20 protein-coding genes are annotated in these 17,427 nt (G+C 63.2%); 15 read left to right on the top strand and 5 right to left on the bottom strand.

From position 1 onward, the window contains the following. The first annotated feature begins 7 nt into the window (after positions 1-7). The 10 genes from ACR64R_RS27315 to ACR64R_RS27270 all read left to right on the top strand — a co-directional run bounded on the left by ACR64R_RS27315 (position 8) and on the right by ACR64R_RS27270 (position 9,795). Positions 8-721 carry a Crp/Fnr family transcriptional regulator gene (locus tag ACR64R_RS27315; RefSeq protein WP_487359335.1) on the top strand — a complete coding sequence of 238 codons (714 nt, stop codon included), beginning with the start codon at positions 8-10 and terminating at the stop codon, positions 719-721. 245 nt (positions 722-966) lie between these two features. Next, entirely contained in the window at positions 967-2,577 is a 1,611-nt protein-coding gene (ccoN, locus tag ACR64R_RS27310) for a cytochrome-c oxidase, cbb3-type subunit I (RefSeq protein WP_487359334.1), read from the top strand. A 9-nt stretch (positions 2,578-2,586) separates the two neighbouring features. After that, a complete protein-coding gene (ccoO, locus tag ACR64R_RS27305) occupies positions 2,587-3,318 on the top strand; it encodes a cytochrome-c oxidase, cbb3-type subunit II (protein WP_487359333.1) in 732 nt (243 codons plus the stop codon). 13 nt (positions 3,319-3,331) lie between these two features. After that, positions 3,332-3,481, top strand: coding sequence for a cbb3-type cytochrome c oxidase subunit 3 (locus ACR64R_RS27300; protein WP_487359332.1), 150 nt, complete (start codon positions 3,332-3,334; stop codon positions 3,479-3,481). 2 nt (positions 3,482-3,483) lie between these two features. Beyond that, positions 3,484-4,347, top strand: coding sequence for a cytochrome-c oxidase, cbb3-type subunit III (ccoP, locus tag ACR64R_RS27295; RefSeq protein ID WP_487359331.1), 864 nt, complete (start codon positions 3,484-3,486; stop codon positions 4,345-4,347). A gap of 169 nt (positions 4,348-4,516) precedes the next feature. Further along, entirely contained in the window at positions 4,517-6,076 is a 1,560-nt protein-coding gene (gene ccoG / locus ACR64R_RS27290) for a cytochrome c oxidase accessory protein CcoG (protein WP_487359330.1), read from the top strand. Then, the gene (locus ACR64R_RS27285) at positions 6,073-6,588 is read left to right on the top strand and encodes a FixH family protein (RefSeq protein ID WP_487359329.1); all 516 of its coding nucleotides are present in this window, start codon (positions 6,073-6,075) and stop codon (positions 6,586-6,588) included. The genes ccoG and ACR64R_RS27285 overlap by 4 nt, the downstream gene beginning before the upstream one ends. Then, positions 6,585-8,870: a cation-translocating P-type ATPase gene (locus ACR64R_RS27280; RefSeq protein WP_487359328.1), complete on the top strand. Its 2,286-nt coding sequence runs from the start codon at positions 6,585-6,587 to the stop codon at positions 8,868-8,870. Before ACR64R_RS27285 ends, ACR64R_RS27280 begins: the two co-directional genes overlap by 4 nt. Next, positions 8,867-9,037 carry a cbb3-type cytochrome oxidase assembly protein CcoS gene (ccoS, locus tag ACR64R_RS27275; protein WP_487359327.1) on the top strand — a complete coding sequence of 57 codons (171 nt, stop codon included), beginning with the start codon at positions 8,867-8,869 and terminating at the stop codon, positions 9,035-9,037. Before ACR64R_RS27280 ends, ccoS begins: the two co-directional genes overlap by 4 nt. A 62-nt stretch (positions 9,038-9,099) precedes the next feature. After that, positions 9,100-9,795: a CBS domain-containing protein gene (locus tag ACR64R_RS27270; RefSeq protein ID WP_487362561.1), complete on the top strand. Its 696-nt coding sequence runs from the start codon at positions 9,100-9,102 to the stop codon at positions 9,793-9,795. Positions 9,796-9,837: 42 nt separating this feature from the next. Here ACR64R_RS27270 and ACR64R_RS27265 read toward each other — a convergent pair whose 3' ends face one another. Beyond that, positions 9,838-10,386: a hypothetical protein gene (locus tag ACR64R_RS27265; protein WP_487359326.1), complete on the bottom strand. Its 549-nt coding sequence runs from the start codon at positions 10,384-10,386 to the stop codon at positions 9,838-9,840. A gap of 143 nt (positions 10,387-10,529) precedes the next feature. Next, entirely contained in the window at positions 10,530-10,790 is a 261-nt protein-coding gene (locus tag ACR64R_RS27260; protein ID WP_487359325.1) for a DUF6455 family protein, read from the bottom strand. 250 nt (positions 10,791-11,040) lie between these two features. Between ACR64R_RS27260 and ACR64R_RS27255 the strand changes: the two genes are divergently transcribed. From ACR64R_RS27255 to ACR64R_RS27245, 3 genes are read left to right on the top strand one after another with little or no spacing between them, the layout of a single operon-like run. Continuing rightward, entirely contained in the window at positions 11,041-11,838 is a 798-nt protein-coding gene (locus ACR64R_RS27255; RefSeq protein ID WP_487359324.1) for an FMN-binding protein, read from the top strand. A 25-nt stretch (positions 11,839-11,863) separates the two neighbouring features. Next, a complete protein-coding gene (locus ACR64R_RS27250; protein ID WP_487359323.1) occupies positions 11,864-12,583 on the top strand; it encodes an FAD:protein FMN transferase in 720 nt (239 codons plus the stop codon). Then, positions 12,580-14,091: an RnfABCDGE type electron transport complex subunit D gene (locus tag ACR64R_RS27245; protein ID WP_487359322.1), complete on the top strand. Its 1,512-nt coding sequence runs from the start codon at positions 12,580-12,582 to the stop codon at positions 14,089-14,091. The genes ACR64R_RS27250 and ACR64R_RS27245 overlap by 4 nt, the downstream gene beginning before the upstream one ends. Positions 14,092-14,098: 7 nt before the next feature. Here the strand turns inward: ACR64R_RS27245 and ACR64R_RS27240 are convergent, their stop codons facing one another. The 3 genes from ACR64R_RS27240 to ACR64R_RS27230 are packed head-to-tail and all read right to left on the bottom strand — an operon-like array spanning position 14,099 to position 16,445. Beyond that, positions 14,099-15,439, bottom strand: a complete 1,341-nt coding sequence (locus ACR64R_RS27240) for a sensor histidine kinase (RefSeq protein ID WP_487359321.1) — start codon at positions 15,437-15,439, stop codon at positions 14,099-14,101. Beyond that, a complete protein-coding gene (locus ACR64R_RS27235) occupies positions 15,439-16,104 on the bottom strand; it encodes a response regulator transcription factor (RefSeq protein WP_487359320.1) in 666 nt (221 codons plus the stop codon). Before ACR64R_RS27235 ends, ACR64R_RS27240 begins: the two co-directional genes overlap by 1 nt. After that, positions 16,101-16,445 (bottom strand): PepSY domain-containing protein, encoded by a 345-nt coding sequence (locus ACR64R_RS27230; protein ID WP_487359319.1) that lies wholly within the window; start codon positions 16,443-16,445, stop codon positions 16,101-16,103. Before ACR64R_RS27230 ends, ACR64R_RS27235 begins: the two co-directional genes overlap by 4 nt. A gap of 109 nt (positions 16,446-16,554) precedes the next feature. Here ACR64R_RS27230 and ACR64R_RS27225 point away from each other — a divergent pair, with 109 nt between their 5' ends. Both ACR64R_RS27225 and ACR64R_RS27220 read left to right on the top strand, forming a co-directional pair. After that, the gene (locus ACR64R_RS27225; RefSeq protein WP_487359318.1) at positions 16,555-16,821 is read left to right on the top strand and encodes a hypothetical protein; all 267 of its coding nucleotides are present in this window, start codon (positions 16,555-16,557) and stop codon (positions 16,819-16,821) included. A 56-nt stretch (positions 16,822-16,877) separates the two neighbouring features. Next, on the top strand, positions 16,878-17,345 hold the full coding sequence (locus ACR64R_RS27220) for a DUF2231 domain-containing protein (RefSeq protein WP_487359317.1): 468 nt from the start codon (positions 16,878-16,880) through the stop codon (positions 17,343-17,345). Positions 17,346-17,427 lie beyond the last annotated feature (82 nt).

Here is a 17,427-nt window from a genome sequence, read left to right as displayed (position 1 = left end):
GCATGGCATGGCCGCAGGACAGGATGCTCAGCAAGTCGAGGTTCCCGCAATTTGCAAATCCTGCGAAGCGCGGCAGGGCAACCTATGCGGCGCGCTCAACTCCCGCCAACTTGCCGAATTGGCCAAGGCCTCGTCCAGGCACGAGATTGCGGCGGGAACGGAACTGCCCGACGGCGGAACCTATTCGAACCTGTTGTCCGGCGTGGTCAAGCTCACGAGAAACCTTCCGGACGGCCGTCAGCAGATTGTCGGGTTCCACTTCGCGCCCGACTTCCTGGGCAGGCCGTACGAGGCAAAAAGGCAGATCAGAGCCGAAGCCCTGACGAATGTCAGATTGTGCTCGTTTCCAAGGGCGATCGTCGATCGAATGACCGGCGAGGCGCCGGAGCTCGGACGCCTGCTTCTGAAACACGCGCTGAGCGAGCTTGACGAGGCACGCGACTGGATGGCGGCGCTTGGGCGCAAGACCGCGTCCGAGAAGGTCGCAAGTTTCCTTCTCATGGTCGCCAGAAACATGGGGCCCGCTCATCATCCAGCAAACCCGCGAAGCTTCGACCTGCCGCTGACACGCGCCGATATCGCCGATTTTCTCGGGCTGACCATCGAGACGGTGAGCCGGGAATTCTCCAGGCTGCGATCGGATGGCGCAATCCATATTGTAAACAAGCGGCATATCAGCCTTGCAAGCATGGCTCAGCTGGAGGAACGCTGCGGCGACTGAAAGGCGGCCGCATCCTTTGCAAGCGTCGCCCGGCTCGAGCAGAACGTCGTCCCAAACCGCCTCACGCCTTTCGGCATCGTTCTCCAGTCGGCGCTGCTGGAGCCGGGTTTTTGGCGGCCGGCCTTCTCCAAAACAAAAGCGTTTCGCGTTTGACCTGGATCAAAGCCCGGAAACGGGAAATCTCGAAAAGGTGCCGAGAGCGGACGTTTCCGCTGGAACTTTCGAGACGAGATCGGGGACTTGCGATGAAATTTGGCACGGAGATCGTCCTTCTAAGCCTATTTGCCTTTGGCGCCCTCGTAGCCGCCGGTTTGGGCGTGGACGAACCTTTTCGCCAGCACATGTGGGTTTTGTTCTTCGCCGTGGCTGGCTTCACCGCAGTCCTACTGCGCAACACGGATCTCAAGCCCGCGGCGCCGATCGACCCCTCCGCTTACATGGATGGCCCAATCCGCTACGGAGCCATCGCAACGGTGTTCTGGGGCGTCGTCGGCATGCTGGTCGGCCTGATCATCGCGCTGCAACTTGCATATCCTCAACTCAACATCCAGCCTTGGTTCAATTTCGGCCGTCTGCGTCCGGTGCACACCTCGGGTGTCGTCTTCGCCTTCGGGGGCAACGCGCTGCTCTGCACGTCGCTTTACGTTGTCCAGCGCACCTGCCGGGCCCGACTGTTTGGCGGCAATCTCGCCTGGTTCGTCTTCTGGGGCTACCAGCTTTTCATCGTCATGGCCGCGACCGGCTATCTGCTCGGTATCACCGAAAGCCGGGAATATGCCGAGCCGGAATGGTACGTCGACATCTGGCTGACGATCGTCTGGGTCGCCTACCTGATCCTGTTCCTCGGCACCATCCTGAAGCGCAAGGAACCGCATATCTACGTCGCCAACTGGTTCTACCTGTCCTTCATCATAACCATCGCGATGCTGCATGTGGTCAACAACCTGTCGATGCCGGCCTCGTTCCTCGGCTCGAAGAGCTACTCGGCTTTCTCGGGCGTCCAGGACGCGCTGACGCAGTGGTGGTACGGGCACAATGCCGTGGGCTTCTTCCTCACGGCAGGCTTCCTCGGCATGATGTATTACTTCGTGCCCAAGCAGGCGAACCGCCCGGTCTATTCCTACCGGCTGTCGATCATCCACTTCTGGGCGCTGATCTTCCTCTACATCTGGGCCGGGCCGCATCACCTCCACTACACCGCCCTGCCCGACTGGGCGCAGACGCTCGGCATGGTGTTCTCGATCATGCTGTGGATGCCTTCATGGGGCGGCATGATCAACGGCCTGATGACGCTTTCCGGCGCCTGGGACAAGATCCGCACCGATCCGATCATCCGCATGATGGTGGCGGCTATCGCCTTCTACGGCATGTCGACCTTCGAAGGACCGATGATGTCGATCAAGACGGTCAATTCGCTCTCGCACTATACGGACTGGACAATCGGCCACGTCCATTCGGGCGCGCTGGGCTGGGTCGGCATGATCACCTTCGGCGCAATCTACTACATGGTCCCCAAGCTCTGGAACCGTGAGCGGCTCTATTCGATGCGGCTCGTCACCTGGCACTTCTGGCTGGCGACGCTCGGCATCGTCGTCTACGCCGCGGTCATGTGGGTCTCGGGCATCATGCAGGGGCTCATGTGGCGCGAGTACGATGAGCAGGGTTTCCTCGTCTACTCCTTCGCCGAGACGGTCGCCGCGATGCATCCCTACTACCTCATGCGCGCCGCGGGCGGCGCCATGTATCTCGCCGGCATGCTGGTCATGGCCTGGAATGTCACCATGACCATCCGCGGCTACCAGCGCGAAGAACAGCCCTTGCCGGGTTCCACGCCCGCCCTCCAGCCTGCCGAATAGGAGCCAGACATGGGTCTGATAGACAAACACGCTCTGATCGAGAAGAACGCGACGCTTCTCCTGATCGGATTCCTGCTGGTCGTGACCGTCGGCGGTATCGTCGAGATCGCGCCGCTCTTTTATCTCGACAACACGATCGAGAAGGTTGACGGCATGCGCCCCTACACTCCGCTGGAGCTCGCCGGACGCAACATCTATGTGCGCGAGGGATGCTACCTCTGCCACAGCCAGATGATCAGGCCGTTCCGCGATGAGGTGGAGCGCTACGGGCATTACAGCCTGGCGGCGGAGTCGATGTACGACCATCCGTTCCAGTGGGGATCAAAACGAACCGGCCCCGACCTCGCGCGCGTCGGCGATCGCTATTCGAACGCGTGGCACGTGCAGCATCTTACCGACCCGCGTTCCGTGGTGCCGGAATCGATCATGCCGAACTATGCGTTCTTGAAGGACACGCCCATCGAGGTGAAGGATTTCTCGACGCATCTGACAGCGAACAGACGCGTCGGGGTACCCTATTCCGACGACATGATCGCCAACGCGAACGCCGACCTGCTGGCGCAGGCCGATCCCAATGCCGACACGTCCGGCCTGGAAAAGCGCTACCCCAAGGCCAAGGTCGGCGATTTCGACGGCAATCCGCAGCAAGTCACCGAAATGGATGCCCTGGTTGCCTATCTGCAGATGCTCGGCACGCTGGTCGATTTCAAGAACTACGACGAAGCAGCTGGTTACCGCTGAGGAGAGCTGACCGATGGAATACAACTTGATGCGGGAGTTCGCCGACAGCTGGGGCCTGCTCGCCATGGCTTTGTTCTTTGTCGGCTGCATTGCCTTCGCGCTGCGTCCGGGCGGCAAGGAGCATGCCGACCACGCCGCCAAAATTCCTCTCCAGGACGATTGATCATGAGCAGCGAGCATATCGACGAAATCTCGGGCGTCACGACGACCGGCCATGACTGGGACGGTATCAAGGAGCTCAACAACCCCCTGCCGCGCTGGTGGGTGATCACCTTCTACATCACCATCGCCTGGGCGCTCGCCTATACGATTGCCTATCCCGCCTGGCCGATGCTGAGTTCCGCCACCAAGGGCGTTCTGGGCTTCTCCAGCCGCAATGAGGTCAAGAACGAAATGGCCGCGGCTGAAGCCGCCAAGGCCAAATATGTCGCGGCGATACAGTCCAAGACCGTTTCGGAAATCGCGGCTGACGACACGTTGCGCGAATTCGCCGTCGCGGCCGGCGGCGCGGCATTCAAGGTGAACTGCGTGCAGTGCCACGGCTCGGGCGCGCAAGGGTCCACAGGTTTTCCGAACCTCAACGATGACGACTGGCTTTGGGGCGGGAAGGCGGAGCAGATCCAGCAGACGATCACACACGGCATCCGCTTCGCCGCGGACCCCGACACGCGTCAGTCGGAGATGACTGCCTTTGCCGATGTGCTCAAGCCCGAGCAGATCGCTCAGGTCAGCGCTTTCGTGGCCAGCCTTTCCGGGCCGGTACGGGACAAAAGCCTGATCGAGCCCGGCGCAAAGGTCTTCGCGGACAATTGCGCCGCCTGCCATGGCGAGAACGCGAAGGGCAACCGGGATCTCGGAGCACCCAATCTGACGGATGCGATCTGGCTCCACGGTTCCGGCGAAGCCGCGATTGCTTCCCAGGTGCGGGCCCCGAAGAACGGAGTGATGCCCGCCTGGGGCGGTCGCCTCGGCGAGACGACGGTCAAGGAACTGGCTGTCTATGTCCATTCGCTTGGCGGCGGAGAATAGGAGCGGGGCCTATTCTCAGCCCTCAGCCGTTAAGCGACGAGGCCCGGCGCAGCCGGGCCTCGACTTGTTTTTGACGGCTCGATTTGACCTGCATCAACGCGACGCCTGCCAGCGATTGCGAAATTGATGAAAGACAGGCGGCGCCTTTTCGCCGCGATTGGAGATCGTAGTGCTGGATCAGTCGCAGGTGGAACGGCTTGAGGCCGAAGCGGTCAACTCCGCAAGGACGCGACAGCCGCTTTATGCGGCGCGCAAGAAGATCTTTCCGAAGCGGGCCTCCGGCCGTTTCCGCCAGTTCAAGTGGGTGGTGATGGCGATCACGCTCGGTATCTATTACCTGACCCCCTGGCTGCGCTGGGATCGGGGCCCCTTCGCCCCCGACCAAGCCGTTCTCATCGATATGGCGAACCGCCGGTTCTACTTCTTCTTCATCGAGATCTGGCCGCAGGAATTCTACTACATCGCCGGCCTTCTCATGATGGCGGGCGTCGGTCTTTTCCTGATCACGTCAACGGTCGGGCGGGCTTGGTGCGGCTATACCTGCCCGCAGACCGTCTGGGTCGACCTGTTCCTTGTCGTGGAGCGGGCGATCGAAGGCGATCGCAATGCCCGCATGAAGCTGGACGCCGCCCCATGGACCGCGCGCAAGCTTTTTCTGCGCATAACGAAGCACGCTGTCTGGCTCGTCATCGCTGTTGCCACGGGCGGCGCCTGGATCTTCTACTTCGCCGATGCGCCGAAGCTGATCGGCGAAGTCGTCACCGGAACGGCGGCGCCCGTCGCCTATGTCACGATCGCGGTGCTCACCGGCACCACCTACGTGTTCGGCGGACTGATGCGCGAACAGGTCTGCACCTATATGTGCCCGTGGCCGCGCATCCAGGCGGCCATGCTCGACGAGAATTCGCTTACGGTGACGTATAACGACTGGCGCGGCGAGCCGCGTTCGCGCCACGCCAAGAAGGCCTCGGCCGCGGGACAATCGGTCGGCGATTGCGTCGACTGCAACGCCTGTGTCGCCGTCTGTCCCATGGGCATCGACATCCGCGACGGCCAGCAGTTGGAATGCATAACCTGCGCGCTGTGCATCGACGCCTGCGACGGCGTCATGGACAAGCTTGGCCGGGAACGCGGGCTGATTTCCTATGCGACGCTTGCCGATTACAACGCCAACATGGCGCTGGCCACATCCGGGGGCACCGGCCCGGTCAATCCGGCGCTGGTAAGAACGCCAAGCGGCAGTTTCGCCGACGGTTTGGCGCATTTCCACCTTCGCAAGATTTTCCGGCTGCGCACCTATATCTATCTCGGCGTATGGTCGGCAATCGGCCTTGTGCTCGTCTATTCGCTGCTGACGCGCGAACGGCTGGAACTGAATGTCCTGCACGATCGCAATCCGCAGTTCGTGACGCTCTCGGACGGCTCCATCCGGAACGGCTACACGGTCAAGCTGCTCAACATGATACCCGAGCCGAGAGCCATCGAGGTCACGCTGCAGGGCCTCGAGGGCGGCGAGATGAGCATCGTCGGCATCGACCAGCCCCCAAGTCGCTCGTTCTCCATTCCGGTCGAACCCGACCGTCTGAAGACGCTGAGGATCTTCGTCAGGCAACCGGCCGACCAGATCAGCAAGCCGGCCCAGAGCTTCGAATTCCGCATCAACGACGAAGCAAGTTCCGAGAGCGCCGAATACACCGCCACTTTCAATGCCCCGGAGAACAGCAGATGAATGCCGAAATGCGGAAGCCGCGCGAGTTCACCGGCAAGCATATGCTGATCTCCATTCTCGCGTTCTTCGCGGTGGTGATCGGGGTCAACGTCACCATGGCCACGCTTGCCGAGAAGAGCTGGACCGGCCTCGTCGTCGAGAACACCTATGTCGCCAGCCAGCAGTTCAACGAGGAAGCGAGGAAAGGAAGGGCACAGGCGGCGCTGGGCTGGACAGGCAAGCTGACGGTCGCTTCCGGCGAGGTCCGCTACAGCCTTGTCGACAGGCTGGGCAAGCCGGTGCCGCTGCGCGGTGTCAGGATCGTGTTCCGCCACCCGGCCTACGACGCCGAGGACGAAGCCCTGACTCTTGCCGCGGTGCCTGGCGGCGCTTCGTGGGATACGGACGCGTTTGCTGTTCGGCACACGCCCAGGAACGGCGTCTGGATCGTGGAGATCGACGCGGATGCCGGGCTGACGTCACCGTTTCGCGATGTTCGCCGCGTCATGATCTCCAATGGAGCCCTGCAATGAGCTGTTGCGCGCCAGGGGCGGAAATGGCGCTGGAGGTCGCCGCCGAGGCGGCCGCGTCGCCGTCGAGCGAGGAGATAAGGCTGGCCAGCCGCTCGCTGGGCGGCGACATTCACCAGACCGACCTGTCGGTGCCGACGGTTCATTGCGGGGCTTGCATCCAGGCGATCGAGACCGCGCTTGGTACGGTGGAGAACGTTGCGTCCGCCCGCGTCAACCTGTCGACGAAGCGTGTGTCGATCCGCTGGCACGGAGACAACGTCCCGCCGTTCTTCGCCGTGCTTGGCCGGCTCGGCTACCAGGCGCACCTGTTCGACCCGGAAATCCATGAGAAGGACACGACGCTTTCGGAGCTGATCCGCGCCGTCGCCGTGGCGGGCTTCGCGGCCGGCAACATCATGCTGCTCTCGGTATCGGTCTGGTCCGGCGCGGAAGGCGCGACACGCGATCTGTTTCATTGGCTATCCGCTCTGATCGCCATTCCGGCGCTCGCCTTCGCCGGCGGAATCTTCTTTCGCTCCGCGGCGAACGCGTTGCGCCATGGCCGCATGAACATGGATGTGCCGATCGCGGTGGGGGTTTCGCTTGCCTACGCGATGAGCCTTTACGAGACCATCAACCACGGTGAGCATGCCTATTTCGACGCCTCGGTATCGCTGCTCTTCTTCCTGCTGATCGGACGCACGCTGGATCACGTGATGCGGGAACGGGCGCGAACCGCGGTCAATGGCCTGTCCCGGCTTGCCGCACGAGGCTCCGTCGTGCTGCGGGACGATGGGATACGCGAATACGTGCCCGTCACCGAACTCGCCCCGGGGATGTGCCTTCTCATCGCGGCTGGAGAGCGGATACCGGTCGACGGCGATATCGTGGGCGGGAATTCCGATCTCGATTGCTCGATCGTCTCCGGCGAGAGCGCGCCAAAGGCCGTGAGCGCCGGCACGCATGTCCAGGCCGGCACGCTGAACCTGACGGGCCCGCTGACGATGCAGGCAACCGCCGCCGCCAAGGATTCCTTCCTGGCGGAAATGGTCCGGCTGATGGAAGCCGCCGAGGGAGGCCGCTCACGCTACAGGCGGATCGCCGACAGGGTATCGGCGCTCTACGCGCCCGTGGTCCATCTGGCGGCCTTCGCTACATTCCTCGGCTGGATGGCTGCGTCCGGCGACTGGCACCGCGCCATGACTATCGCCATCGCCGTGCTCATCATCACCTGCCCGTGCGCGCTCGGCCTTGCGGTTCCGATCGTGCAGGTGGTAGCGGCCCGGCGCCTGTTCGAGGCCGGCGTCATGGTCAAGGACGGTTCAGCCATGGAACGTCTCGCTGCGGTCGACGCGGCCGTTCTCGACAAGACCGGAACACTCACCCTGGGGCAGCCCCGGCTGGTCAACGCCGCTTCGATCGAGCCGGACATGCTGGCGATCGCGGCCGATATGGCGGCCCATTCCCGGCATCCGTTTTCAAAGGCGCTGGCGATCTATGGCGGCGCCCGTGCCCGAACCAAGTTCGACCGCGTGCAGGAGGAGCCCGGCTTCGGCATCGAGGCCTCCGCAGGTGGCGACACCTGGCGCCTTGGCCGGCGCGGCTGGGCCGGATGGAAGGCCCGTACAGGTGGTGAGGGACCCTCCGATGGCATTGGCGGCACAGTTCTGGCGAAAAACGGCAGGATCGTTGCATGCTTCGCCTTCGAGGATGTCACGCGGGCCGACGCGAAGGCGGCGGTGGAACGATTGAAGGACGCGGGCATCGCGGTCGAGATGCTCTCCGGCGACACCGCGAGAGCCTGCGGCGAGGCGGCGGGGGCTGTGGGCATAGAGGATTTCGTGCCGGCCTTGCTGCCCTCGGGAAAGGTCGAGAGGATCGAGATGCTGACCCGCGCCGGTCACAAGGTGCTGATGGTGGGCGATGGTCTCAACGACACGCCGGCGCTCGCGGCCGCGCATGTCTCGATGGCTCCGGCGACCGCGGCCGACATCGGCCGCAAGGCCGCCGACTTCGTCTTCCTGCGCGAGAGCTTGTTGGCGGTGCCGCTTGCCCTGGATGTCTCGCGCCAGGCAGGCCGGCTCATCCGCCAGAACATCGCGATCGCGATCGTCTACAACGCGGTCGCGGTGCCGATCGCCATCCTCGGACATGTGACGCCGCTCCTCGCGGCGATCGCGATGAGCGCGTCCTCGCTGATCGTGATCGCAAATGCGATGCGGCTTCAGTCGACGGCGAATGCGGCACCTGAAGCGGCTCCGGCAAGGCGCCACACCGACGTCGTCAGCGCGGCCCATCCATGACCACGCTCGTCTACCTCATTCCCGTAGCCCTGTTCCTGGGGGCGCTCGGCTTGTCCGGCTTTCTGTGGGCCTTGCGCAGCGGCCAGTACGATGATCTCGATGGAGCCGCCGAACGGATACTGATCGAACCTGACGCGCAAAACGACGAAGGCGGGCGACCAGACTGATATGGATCGAGGCGTCGTCGTCGCCGGCGCCCAGAAAACCTGACGAGGAGCAGAACGTATTGATGCAGGCCCAGGACATCATGACGACGCCGGCGATCTCGATCGATGCTTCGGCCTCGGTCACCGACGCGGCAGACCTGATGCTGACCAGGCGGATCAGCTGTCTGCCGGTCACGCGCGACGGCGCCATGGTCGGCATCATCAGCGAGGGAGACTTCCTCCGCCGCAAGGAATTTGGCACACAGCGTGTTCGTCCGCGCTGGCTCGAGTTCCTGACCGGTCCCGGCAAGATCGCCGATGAATATGTGCGCACAAGCGGCCGCCGGATCGGCGACGTCATGACGACGCACGTCGTGTCGGCGCCGCCTGGCGCATCCCTTGCCGAGATCGTCGAGTTGATGACCCGCCACGACATCAAGAACGTGCCAATTCTTGACCACGGTAAAATGGTAGGAATCATAACCCGCTCGGATCTGTTGCGCGCCCTGCTCAGGATCCTGCCCAAATCAGGCGCGGCGACCGCCGATGACGAGGTCATACGCGCGAACATCGTTGCCGAGCTGCAGGGGCAGTCCTGGAGCGGCGGCGACCTTATCGGCGTCGCCGTTGACAAGGGAGAAGTCGAACTGAGCGGCGTCATCTTCGACGAACGTCAGCGAAAAGCCGCGCTCGTTGCCGCCGAGAACGTTGCCGGGGTCAAGAAGGTCACGGACAAGCTCTTCTGCGCCGGGCCGTTGTCGGTCGTGCTTGTCTCTTGAAGAGCGTCGCGCTTCCGGCGCGCTCTGCTGGTCCCGGACCTCTCAAATCCCGGACAAGGGTATCAAGGGTCGAACCAACAGCAGCGCAAAGGCAATGAGCGCCGCGCCGGCGATTGTGTCTGCCATCCTCTTGCCGCCACACAGCCGCCCGCCCAGCAGCAGCCACATCGCCCCGGTAATTGCCGTGACCGCGAGCAGCGCGATCCAGGCGCCGCCCAACGCGGCCGCCTCGATGTCCATCGGCACGATGGCCACACAATAGATAAACGCCTTCGGATTGAGGGCGGTGGTTGCGAGGATGGAGATCGTGCCGCCGCTTTCAGCGGCGTCGGCGCGTTTGACGGCTATCAGGCGATAGCCGAGTATCACCAGCCATGCGGCGGCAACCAGTTGAACCGCCTGGATAGCGGCGGGCGGCACCAGGGAACGCAGCAAAAGCCAGACGGCCGCCGCGACCCCGTATCCGCATGCCTGCGCGACAAGGAGCGTGATGGCGTTCTCTCGCTTGGCTGCGCCCGCCGCCAGAAGAGCGTTGGTCGGCCCCGGCGCGGCGAAAAGAAGAAATGCCTCCAGAAAATGCGGATTGTCCAAACTGCCTGCCTCGCACCCAACCTATAAACCGTCCCACCTGCGCGGGCCGTCGTCAAACGCTTCCAGAACCGTCGAATATTGCGAGGGCGAAATCGCCTATTCTCGTCCGGCCTGGCCGGATCAGGCTCCGGGTTGGCGTCCAATCAACGGATGGATTGCAGACGTGCGATCAGATCGTCGTTGCGGCAATAGGCCGGCGGGTGATCCACGTGCTGATTTTCGTCGAGCCAGGCCGCGCATTCATCCTGATGGCCGCAAGACCGGCACCGATCGACGGCGCGATTGGTGACAGCGATGTGATCCGCCACGACTTTCAGCTGCCTGTCGACGCCCATTTTCTGCATCATGCGCCCCATCAAGGCGGTTCGAGCATCCGTTCCAATCAGGTATTCGAGAAAATTCATGTCGGCACACTCCTCGGTCGGCAAACATTGCCAGGCTGGGCGGCTGGCAAGCGCGGGAATGCTGCTTCATTGCGTCATGATCGGAGCAAATGCCCTGATCCAAGTCAAATGGCTGCATGGATTGCCGGTGCGACACTTTTTGCCGGCCAAGGCGCTGACAGCCAGCTGTCAGCTAACTCATGAGATATTGCTGCGAGAAGGCATGCAGCGGTCCGGCCGCTGCGCGCCTTGAAGCCGGGATGCAATGCTTATGAAACAGATCGCCTTATCGCTTTTCGTTATCGCCTCATCGGGCGCCTATGTCTGGGATCAGGCAGGCACGCCGCCCGCCAACGACCTCGTCGACATGGATGGCGCCGCCAATGCCGCGACGCAGGGCACTTACCAGCCATTTGTCCCGCCGGCCGCCTCATCGGCGTCGGCCGATCCGATCATAGCGCCAGCGAAATCGCAGCGCATAGTTCCCCAGGATGCGCAGGGGGAGCCTGCCCCACGGAGGCCGGTCGACGTGAAAGCGGACACCACGGCATCGATCGCAACGGCTCCGAAGCCGGAGCCGGACAGCGTCAGTCCGCCGCAGGCCGCGAAGCCGGCGCTTCCGCCGAAGCATGATCCCGCGCCGGCGATTGCGAGCGCGCCCACGCCGGTTGAGCCGACGTTCGCGGCGACACCTGCCGTCTATATTCCGATCCCACAGCCGCGACCGGCCTATCCCCAACCAACCGCGCGCGTGATCCATGCAGCCATGAAGCCCGCTGCCCAGGGCTATGCCGACGGGGTCTACACCGGCCCTGCGGCCGACGCCTATTACGGCATCATCCAGATCCAGGCGCTCGTCCAGGGAGGCCGCCTGACGGCGCTCAAGGTCCTGAAATACCCCAATGACCGCCGCACCTCCATCAGCATCAACCGGCAGGCGTTGCCCATGCTGCGCGACGAGGCGATCAGCGCGCAAAGCGCCGATGTCGACATCATCTCGGGCGCCACGCTGACCAGCAGGGCTTTCATCCAGTCGCTGGGCGGCGCCCTGAAGAAGGCGTCGTCATAATCGCATGCGCGAGACGAGAATAATGATGGGCATGCCCATCACCGTCGACCTCGGCCACTCGGCAGGCGACCTCGTCGGGAGGGTCTTCGACTATTTCGACGAGGTCGACCGGCGTTTCAGCACTTACCGTCAGGACAGCGAGATCTCGGCCATAAACCGGGGCGACATTCCGGTCCGCGACTGGAGCGGCCAGATGATGGACGTGATCAGGATCGCGGAGCAGACCAGGAGGGAAACCGACGGGTATTTCGACATCCACAAGCCCGACGGCGCGCTCGACCCCTCCGGAATCGTAAAGGGCTGGGCCATCCGCAACGCTGCCGAGATCGTCCGCCGGGCGAACGTCAGCGACTTCTTCATCGAGGCCGGCGGCGACATCCAATCCTCCGGCAGGAATGTGTCCGGCCAGGACTGGAGCGTCGGCATCCGCAATCCCTTCCAGGCAAATGAGATCGTCAAGGTGATCTATCCGCGCGGGCATGGCGTCGCCACGTCCGGTACATATGCGCGCGGACAGCACATCTACAATCCTCGCGCGCCTCATGACCCCATCAGCGACATCGTCAGCCTGACCGTCATCGGCCCCGATGTGCTCGAGGCCGACCGCTTCGCCACCGCCGCCTTTGCGATGGGCAGGGACGGCATCCTCTTCATCGAGCAGACACCGGGGCTCGAGGGATATCTTATCGACAGCAACCGCCGTGCCACGCCGACAAGCGGTTTTGGAGCCTTCTGCCAGCCATGATCAAGACCATCGACCGGCTTCTCGACCACATCACCATGTACCGGCTGGTGCTCTACTATCTGGTGGCGCTGCTTGGTGCCGCCTTCGTCCTGGGCTTCCTGAAGCTTGTACCGCATGACCCGATGGAGCTCGCCTTTACGACCGCCCTGGTGCTGGCCACCTGCTGGATCACCAACAGGGTTTTTGCACGCATCTTCGAGGTTCCGGCCAATGGCGAGTCGGTCCACATCACCGCGATGATCCTGGCGCTCATCCTCGATCCGGTTGCCGTGACCGACGCCAAGGCCATAGGCGCCGTGGCATTCGCCTCGGTGTGGGCGATCTCGTCGAAATATATCCTGGCCGTCGGCAGGAAGCACCTGTTCAATCCGGCCGCTTTGGGCGTTGCCTTGACGGCGCTCCTGCTCGACCGTCCCGCCACATGGTGGGTGGGCGGCAGCATCTGGCTGCTCCCCCTGGTGCTTGTGGGCGGCGCTCTGGTGGTACGCAAGCTGCGCCGGCTCGATCTTGTCGCCACGTTCCTTGGGGCGGCGCTGGCGACGATACTGGCCACCACCGACCCGTCTCAATATGGCGCCGCGCTCACGGAGACTTTCAGCTCGTCACCGCTGCTGTTCTTCGCCTTCGTGATGCTGACCGAGCCACTGACGGCGCCCACGACACGCTGGCCGCGTATCGCGTTTGCCGGCATCGTCGGCTTCCTGTTCGCACCCAACATCCATATCGGCTCGTTCTACTTCACGCCCGAACTCGCTCTCTTGGCGGGTAACCTCTTCGCCTACGCCGTGAGCCCGAAGGGCCGGTTCGTGTTGACTTTGGAACGCATCGAGCAAACCGCCGTCGACAGCTACGACTTCATCTTCAGGTCGCAGCGGAAGCTCGCCTTTCAGGCGGGCCAATACCTTGAATGGACGCTTGGGCTCGATCGTTCCGACAATCGCGGCAACCGGCGCTACTTCACAGTCGCTTCATCACCTACCGAACAATCGGTGCGGCTGGGCGTCAAGTTCTATCCGCAGTCGAGCGCCTTCAAGCGGGCGTTGGGCGGCATGAGACCCGGCGCCACGATCCACGCGTCGCAACTGGCCGGCGATTTCACGCTCCCATCCGACCCTAAGACCAAGATCGCCTTCCTGGCCGGCGGCATCGGCATCACGCCATTCCGTTCGATGCTGCAATATCTCATCGACCGCGACGAAGCGCGGCCTGTTGTTGTCCTCTACGGCACAGAGAGGCAAGACGACATCGCTTATCGCGACGTGCTCGACGCAGCGCGGCGCAAGCTGGGCGTAAGGATATTCCATGCCGTCGCCAAAGGCGCGGTGCGCGGCCAGTATCCCGGCTATATCGACGCCCGCCTGGTGCGCCTCACAATGCCCGACTATCTCGAACGCACCTTCTACGTCTCCGGGCCGCAGAGCATGGTCAAGGCAGTGCGCAAGACGCTCTTGGCAATGGGCGTCAGGCGTTCCAGGATCAAGGTCGATTACTTCCCCGGATTTGCTTGACCGCCGCTCAACAATGACGCGGCAGGTGGATAGTGACCGCCAGACCGGAATGAGCATTGGCCATTTCGATACGGCCGCCATAGGCTTCAACGATGTCCGAAACGATCGCCAGGCCAAGGCCGCTACCGCCGCCCTTGCTGTCGAGCTGAACGCCGCGCAGCAAGGCGGCGTCCCGGGCGGCTTCGGGAATGCCCGGCCCGTCGTCGACGACCTTGATGATCACTTCGCCGGCGCTCGCGGATGCGCTCACATGAACCACGGATTTCGCGAAACGCGTCGCGTTTTCCACCAGATTGCCGAGAATCTCGGACAGGTCGCCTTCATCGACCGGCGCGATGAAATCCTCGGCGGCATCGATCACGAATGAGAGCTGCCTGCCCCTTGGCGTGCGTTTGACGACGGCAACGACGCCGCTCGCCACGTCCCGGACAAGACACGCGGCGTCGCCGGAAACGCCGGGCGCCAGACGAGCCCGTGCCAGCTCCCGCTCGACGTGGCGGCGAATGGCGCTCGCGCTTTTCTCGATTTCGTCGGCAAGCTCGCTTTCGCCCTTCTTGCGCAAAGTCCGGATGTCGGCCGACAGAACCTGGAGCGGCGTCTTGAGGCCGTGCGCAAGGTCGGTGGCGCGCGAGCGCGCGCGAGAAAGCGCTTTCTCCTGGGCATCGAGAAGTCGGTTGATCTCGTTGGCGAGGGGCTGCACCTCGCTCGGCGCGGCCACGTCAAGTCGCGCCGTCCGCAGCGCGATCACGTTCTTGAGGGCAACTCTCAGGCTCTCCAACGGGGCCAGACCGACGGTGATCTGGATGAAGAAAGCTCCCATCAGGGCGGACGCCAGCACAATGAGCGCGGGCGCAAGGTCACGAACATACTCGCCGACCGAAACTTCCACATTGCGGTGGTCTTCCGCCACCACGGCGCGAAATGCCCTCCCGTCGGCATCAGTGATCGTGCGTATGACGGCTACGGTCAGCTCGCCGCCCGGACCCTTGAGTTCTTCCTTCCGCAGCTCACCACTGGCGGCCTGCTTGGGCAGGGTCAGCGTTGCATCCCACAGGGAACGCGATCGAACAAGGCTGTGCGTGGCCACATCCTCCACTTGCCAGTAATGGCCGGACAACGGACTGGAGAAGCGTTGGTCGGCGAGCGTAGACGCCACCACCAGACGACCATCGGCCGTGAAGCTCGTCGCTGCGATCAATTCGTTAAGATCGTCCGTCAGCTCACTGACAACACGCCGCTCGACGTTCAGTTCAAACAGATAACGGAGACCGACACCAGCGATGGCAAGGGCAATGAGGATCGATATTGCCGCGGCCGACCAGAGCCTGAAACGGATCGAATTGCGCATCAACCAGGCCCGTCTGGCACGAGGTAGCCGAAACCGCGCCGGGTCTCGATGACATCGCTGCCGAGTTTCCGCCGCAGGCGCGCGACGATGACTTCGATCGTGTTCGGATCGCGTTCATTGTCGGAGCTGTACAGATGCTCGGAAAGTTCAGTCGATGAGACCACACGGCCGGCATGATGCATTAGGAACGCCAGAAGCCTATACTCCAGCGGCGAAAGCGCTACCGGAACGCCGCGAAGCGAGATGCGCATCTGGCGCGTGTCGAGAAGCAAGGGACCTGATTGCAACACCGGAGCGGCCTGCCCGCTCGAGCGGCGCAGGATGGCTCGCAGTCGCGCCAGCAGTTCCTCCATTTCAAAGGGCTTGGGTAGATAGTCATCGGCGCCGGCGTTGATGCCTTCCACGCGCTCGGTCCACAGCCCTCTCGCCGTCAGGATGAGGACGGGAAAGCGGCGACCATTGGCGCGCCAGCGCTTCAGCACGGTAAGGCCGTCGAGCTTCGGCAATCCAAGGTCGAGAATCGCCGCGTCGTAGTTCTCGACATCGCCTGCGAACCAGGCCGCTTCACCGTTGTCCACGATATCGACGGCCATGCCCGAGGCCTTCAAGACCGCCGCGATGTCGGCCGCGATACGGGGTTCGTCTTCCGCCACGAGTATCTTCATTTGTGGTCGCTTTCGCCGCTCAAAACACCGCCCGCGCCCGCGTCGACGTCAACGATCCGGCGCCTGCCGTCGGCAGCGACTACCTGGAACCGATAGATCCACTTGCCTCCGGCGCGAATGAGGTCGACCGCGACAATCTCACCGGGAGCCTTGGCGCGGACAACGGCCATGATATCGGCGAGGCCCTCGATTTCGCCGCGCTCGTAAAGGTCGCGCGCCCGGTCGTGGTCATCGTCGTCATCCTGCGCCCTGACGGCCAATGGCGCGGCCAGCACGAGTGCGGCCACGCCCAGAGCTGCCAGGCTCATCGACACGGTTTTCATGGAAAAGAGCTGTTGCATGCGGAAGCTGTCAAACCGCTGTCAATCAACGTCAGCCGACGGCAAGGCGCACACCTCTATCAAGAGCCGTCGCGCCCGATGACGGGTGCTCGCAGAAGGATACGAAACCATGCGCAACTTTCCTGTCTTGCTTGTCGCCCTCGGAGGTCTGACGGCCTTTGTCATACCCGCCGCCGCGGAATCCGACCATGGATCCTGCGCAACCGCACCCGCCGCTTCCTCGGCGACAATCGACCTCAATGCCATCCCCGTGATGAGCGCCACCGGTCCCAAGTCAGTCAAGGGTATAGGCGACGACGAATGCGGCGACGGCAAGACTGTATCCGGCGCCCGCAGTGGCCGCGAAGACGAGGAAATCGGCGACAGCGACGACTGACGGCCGACCGAGCGGCCAACGACCATCAGCCCCAATCGTCCTGGAGAATATTCGCAATGCCCGAAATTCAGCATATCCACCCCATGCTCGTACATTTCCCTATCGTGCTCATGTACGTGCTCGTGATCATAGACCTTGCCGCGCTCACCAACCGCAACGCCGTGACGACACGCTCGGGCGTGGGGACGATTTCCACGTTTGCCGCAGTCGGCGCAGGGCTGTTTGCCGTCTGCACGTGGTACTTCGGCGGCATGGCCCTCGATCATGCGGAAGCCGCCGGCTTCAGCAGCGAGATAGCGGAAATCCATGAGGGCCTGGGCGAGATCAGCGCCTTTAGCTTTCTGGGCTGGGGCCTGCTCCGGCTTGTGCTGTGGTTGCGGAATCGAGAGCTGGGCACGCTGACACCCGCCATTCCCGCCATTGAAATAGCCGGCGCGGCGCTGGTCACCGTGACAGGCTATTATGGCGGGCAGCTGGTCTACGACCTCGGCGTGAACGTCACCAAGGCCGCGGTCGGAGGGTGACTTTTCGGCGGTCGACCTTGATCCGCCGCCACGCAAGAAGCGCACGCCTCCACTTGGAGACCGGCGCGCGTGGCGCTCACGG

The sequence above is a fragment of the Mesorhizobium sp. MC2-1-1 genome (assembly GCF_057597255.1).
Note: the sequence above shows the minus strand (reverse complement) of the source record. Positions and strands in the feature narration are given on the sequence as shown.

Bases quoted from the DNA above. Each gene is read 5' to 3' on its own strand.
- ACR64R_RS27315 (WP_487359335.1), top strand. From the start codon at position 8: ATGGCCGCAGGACAGGATGCTCAGCAAGTCGAGGTTCCCGCAATTTGC.
- ccoN (WP_487359334.1), top strand. From the start codon at position 967: ATGAAATTTGGCACGGAGATCGTCCTTCTAAGCCTATTTGCCTTTGGC.
- ccoO (WP_487359333.1), top strand. From the start codon at position 2,587: ATGGGTCTGATAGACAAACACGCTCTGATCGAGAAGAACGCGACGCTT.
- ACR64R_RS27300 (WP_487359332.1), top strand. From the start codon at position 3,332: ATGGAATACAACTTGATGCGGGAGTTCGCCGACAGCTGGGGCCTGCTC.
- ccoP (WP_487359331.1), top strand. From the start codon at position 3,484: ATGAGCAGCGAGCATATCGACGAAATCTCGGGCGTCACGACGACCGGC.
- ACR64R_RS27285 (WP_487359329.1), top strand. From the start codon at position 6,073: ATGAATGCCGAAATGCGGAAGCCGCGCGAGTTCACCGGCAAGCATATG.
- ACR64R_RS27280 (WP_487359328.1), top strand. From the start codon at position 6,585: ATGAGCTGTTGCGCGCCAGGGGCGGAAATGGCGCTGGAGGTCGCCGCC.
- ccoS (WP_487359327.1), top strand. From the start codon at position 8,867: ATGACCACGCTCGTCTACCTCATTCCCGTAGCCCTGTTCCTGGGGGCG.
- ACR64R_RS27270 (WP_487362561.1), top strand. From the start codon at position 9,100: ATGCAGGCCCAGGACATCATGACGACGCCGGCGATCTCGATCGATGCT.
- ACR64R_RS27260 (WP_487359325.1), bottom strand. From the start codon at position 10,790: ATGAATTTTCTCGAATACCTGATTGGAACGGATGCTCGAACCGCCTTG.
- ACR64R_RS27255 (WP_487359324.1), top strand. From the start codon at position 11,041: ATGAAACAGATCGCCTTATCGCTTTTCGTTATCGCCTCATCGGGCGCC.
- ACR64R_RS27250 (WP_487359323.1), top strand. From the start codon at position 11,864: ATGGGCATGCCCATCACCGTCGACCTCGGCCACTCGGCAGGCGACCTC.
- ACR64R_RS27245 (WP_487359322.1), top strand. From the start codon at position 12,580: ATGATCAAGACCATCGACCGGCTTCTCGACCACATCACCATGTACCGG.
- ACR64R_RS27240 (WP_487359321.1), bottom strand. From the start codon at position 15,439: ATGCGCAATTCGATCCGTTTCAGGCTCTGGTCGGCCGCGGCAATATCG.
- ACR64R_RS27235 (WP_487359320.1), bottom strand. From the start codon at position 16,104: ATGAAGATACTCGTGGCGGAAGACGAACCCCGTATCGCGGCCGACATC.
- ACR64R_RS27230 (WP_487359319.1), bottom strand. From the start codon at position 16,445: ATGCAACAGCTCTTTTCCATGAAAACCGTGTCGATGAGCCTGGCAGCT.
- ACR64R_RS27225 (WP_487359318.1), top strand. From the start codon at position 16,555: ATGCGCAACTTTCCTGTCTTGCTTGTCGCCCTCGGAGGTCTGACGGCC.
- ACR64R_RS27220 (WP_487359317.1), top strand. From the start codon at position 16,878: ATGCCCGAAATTCAGCATATCCACCCCATGCTCGTACATTTCCCTATC.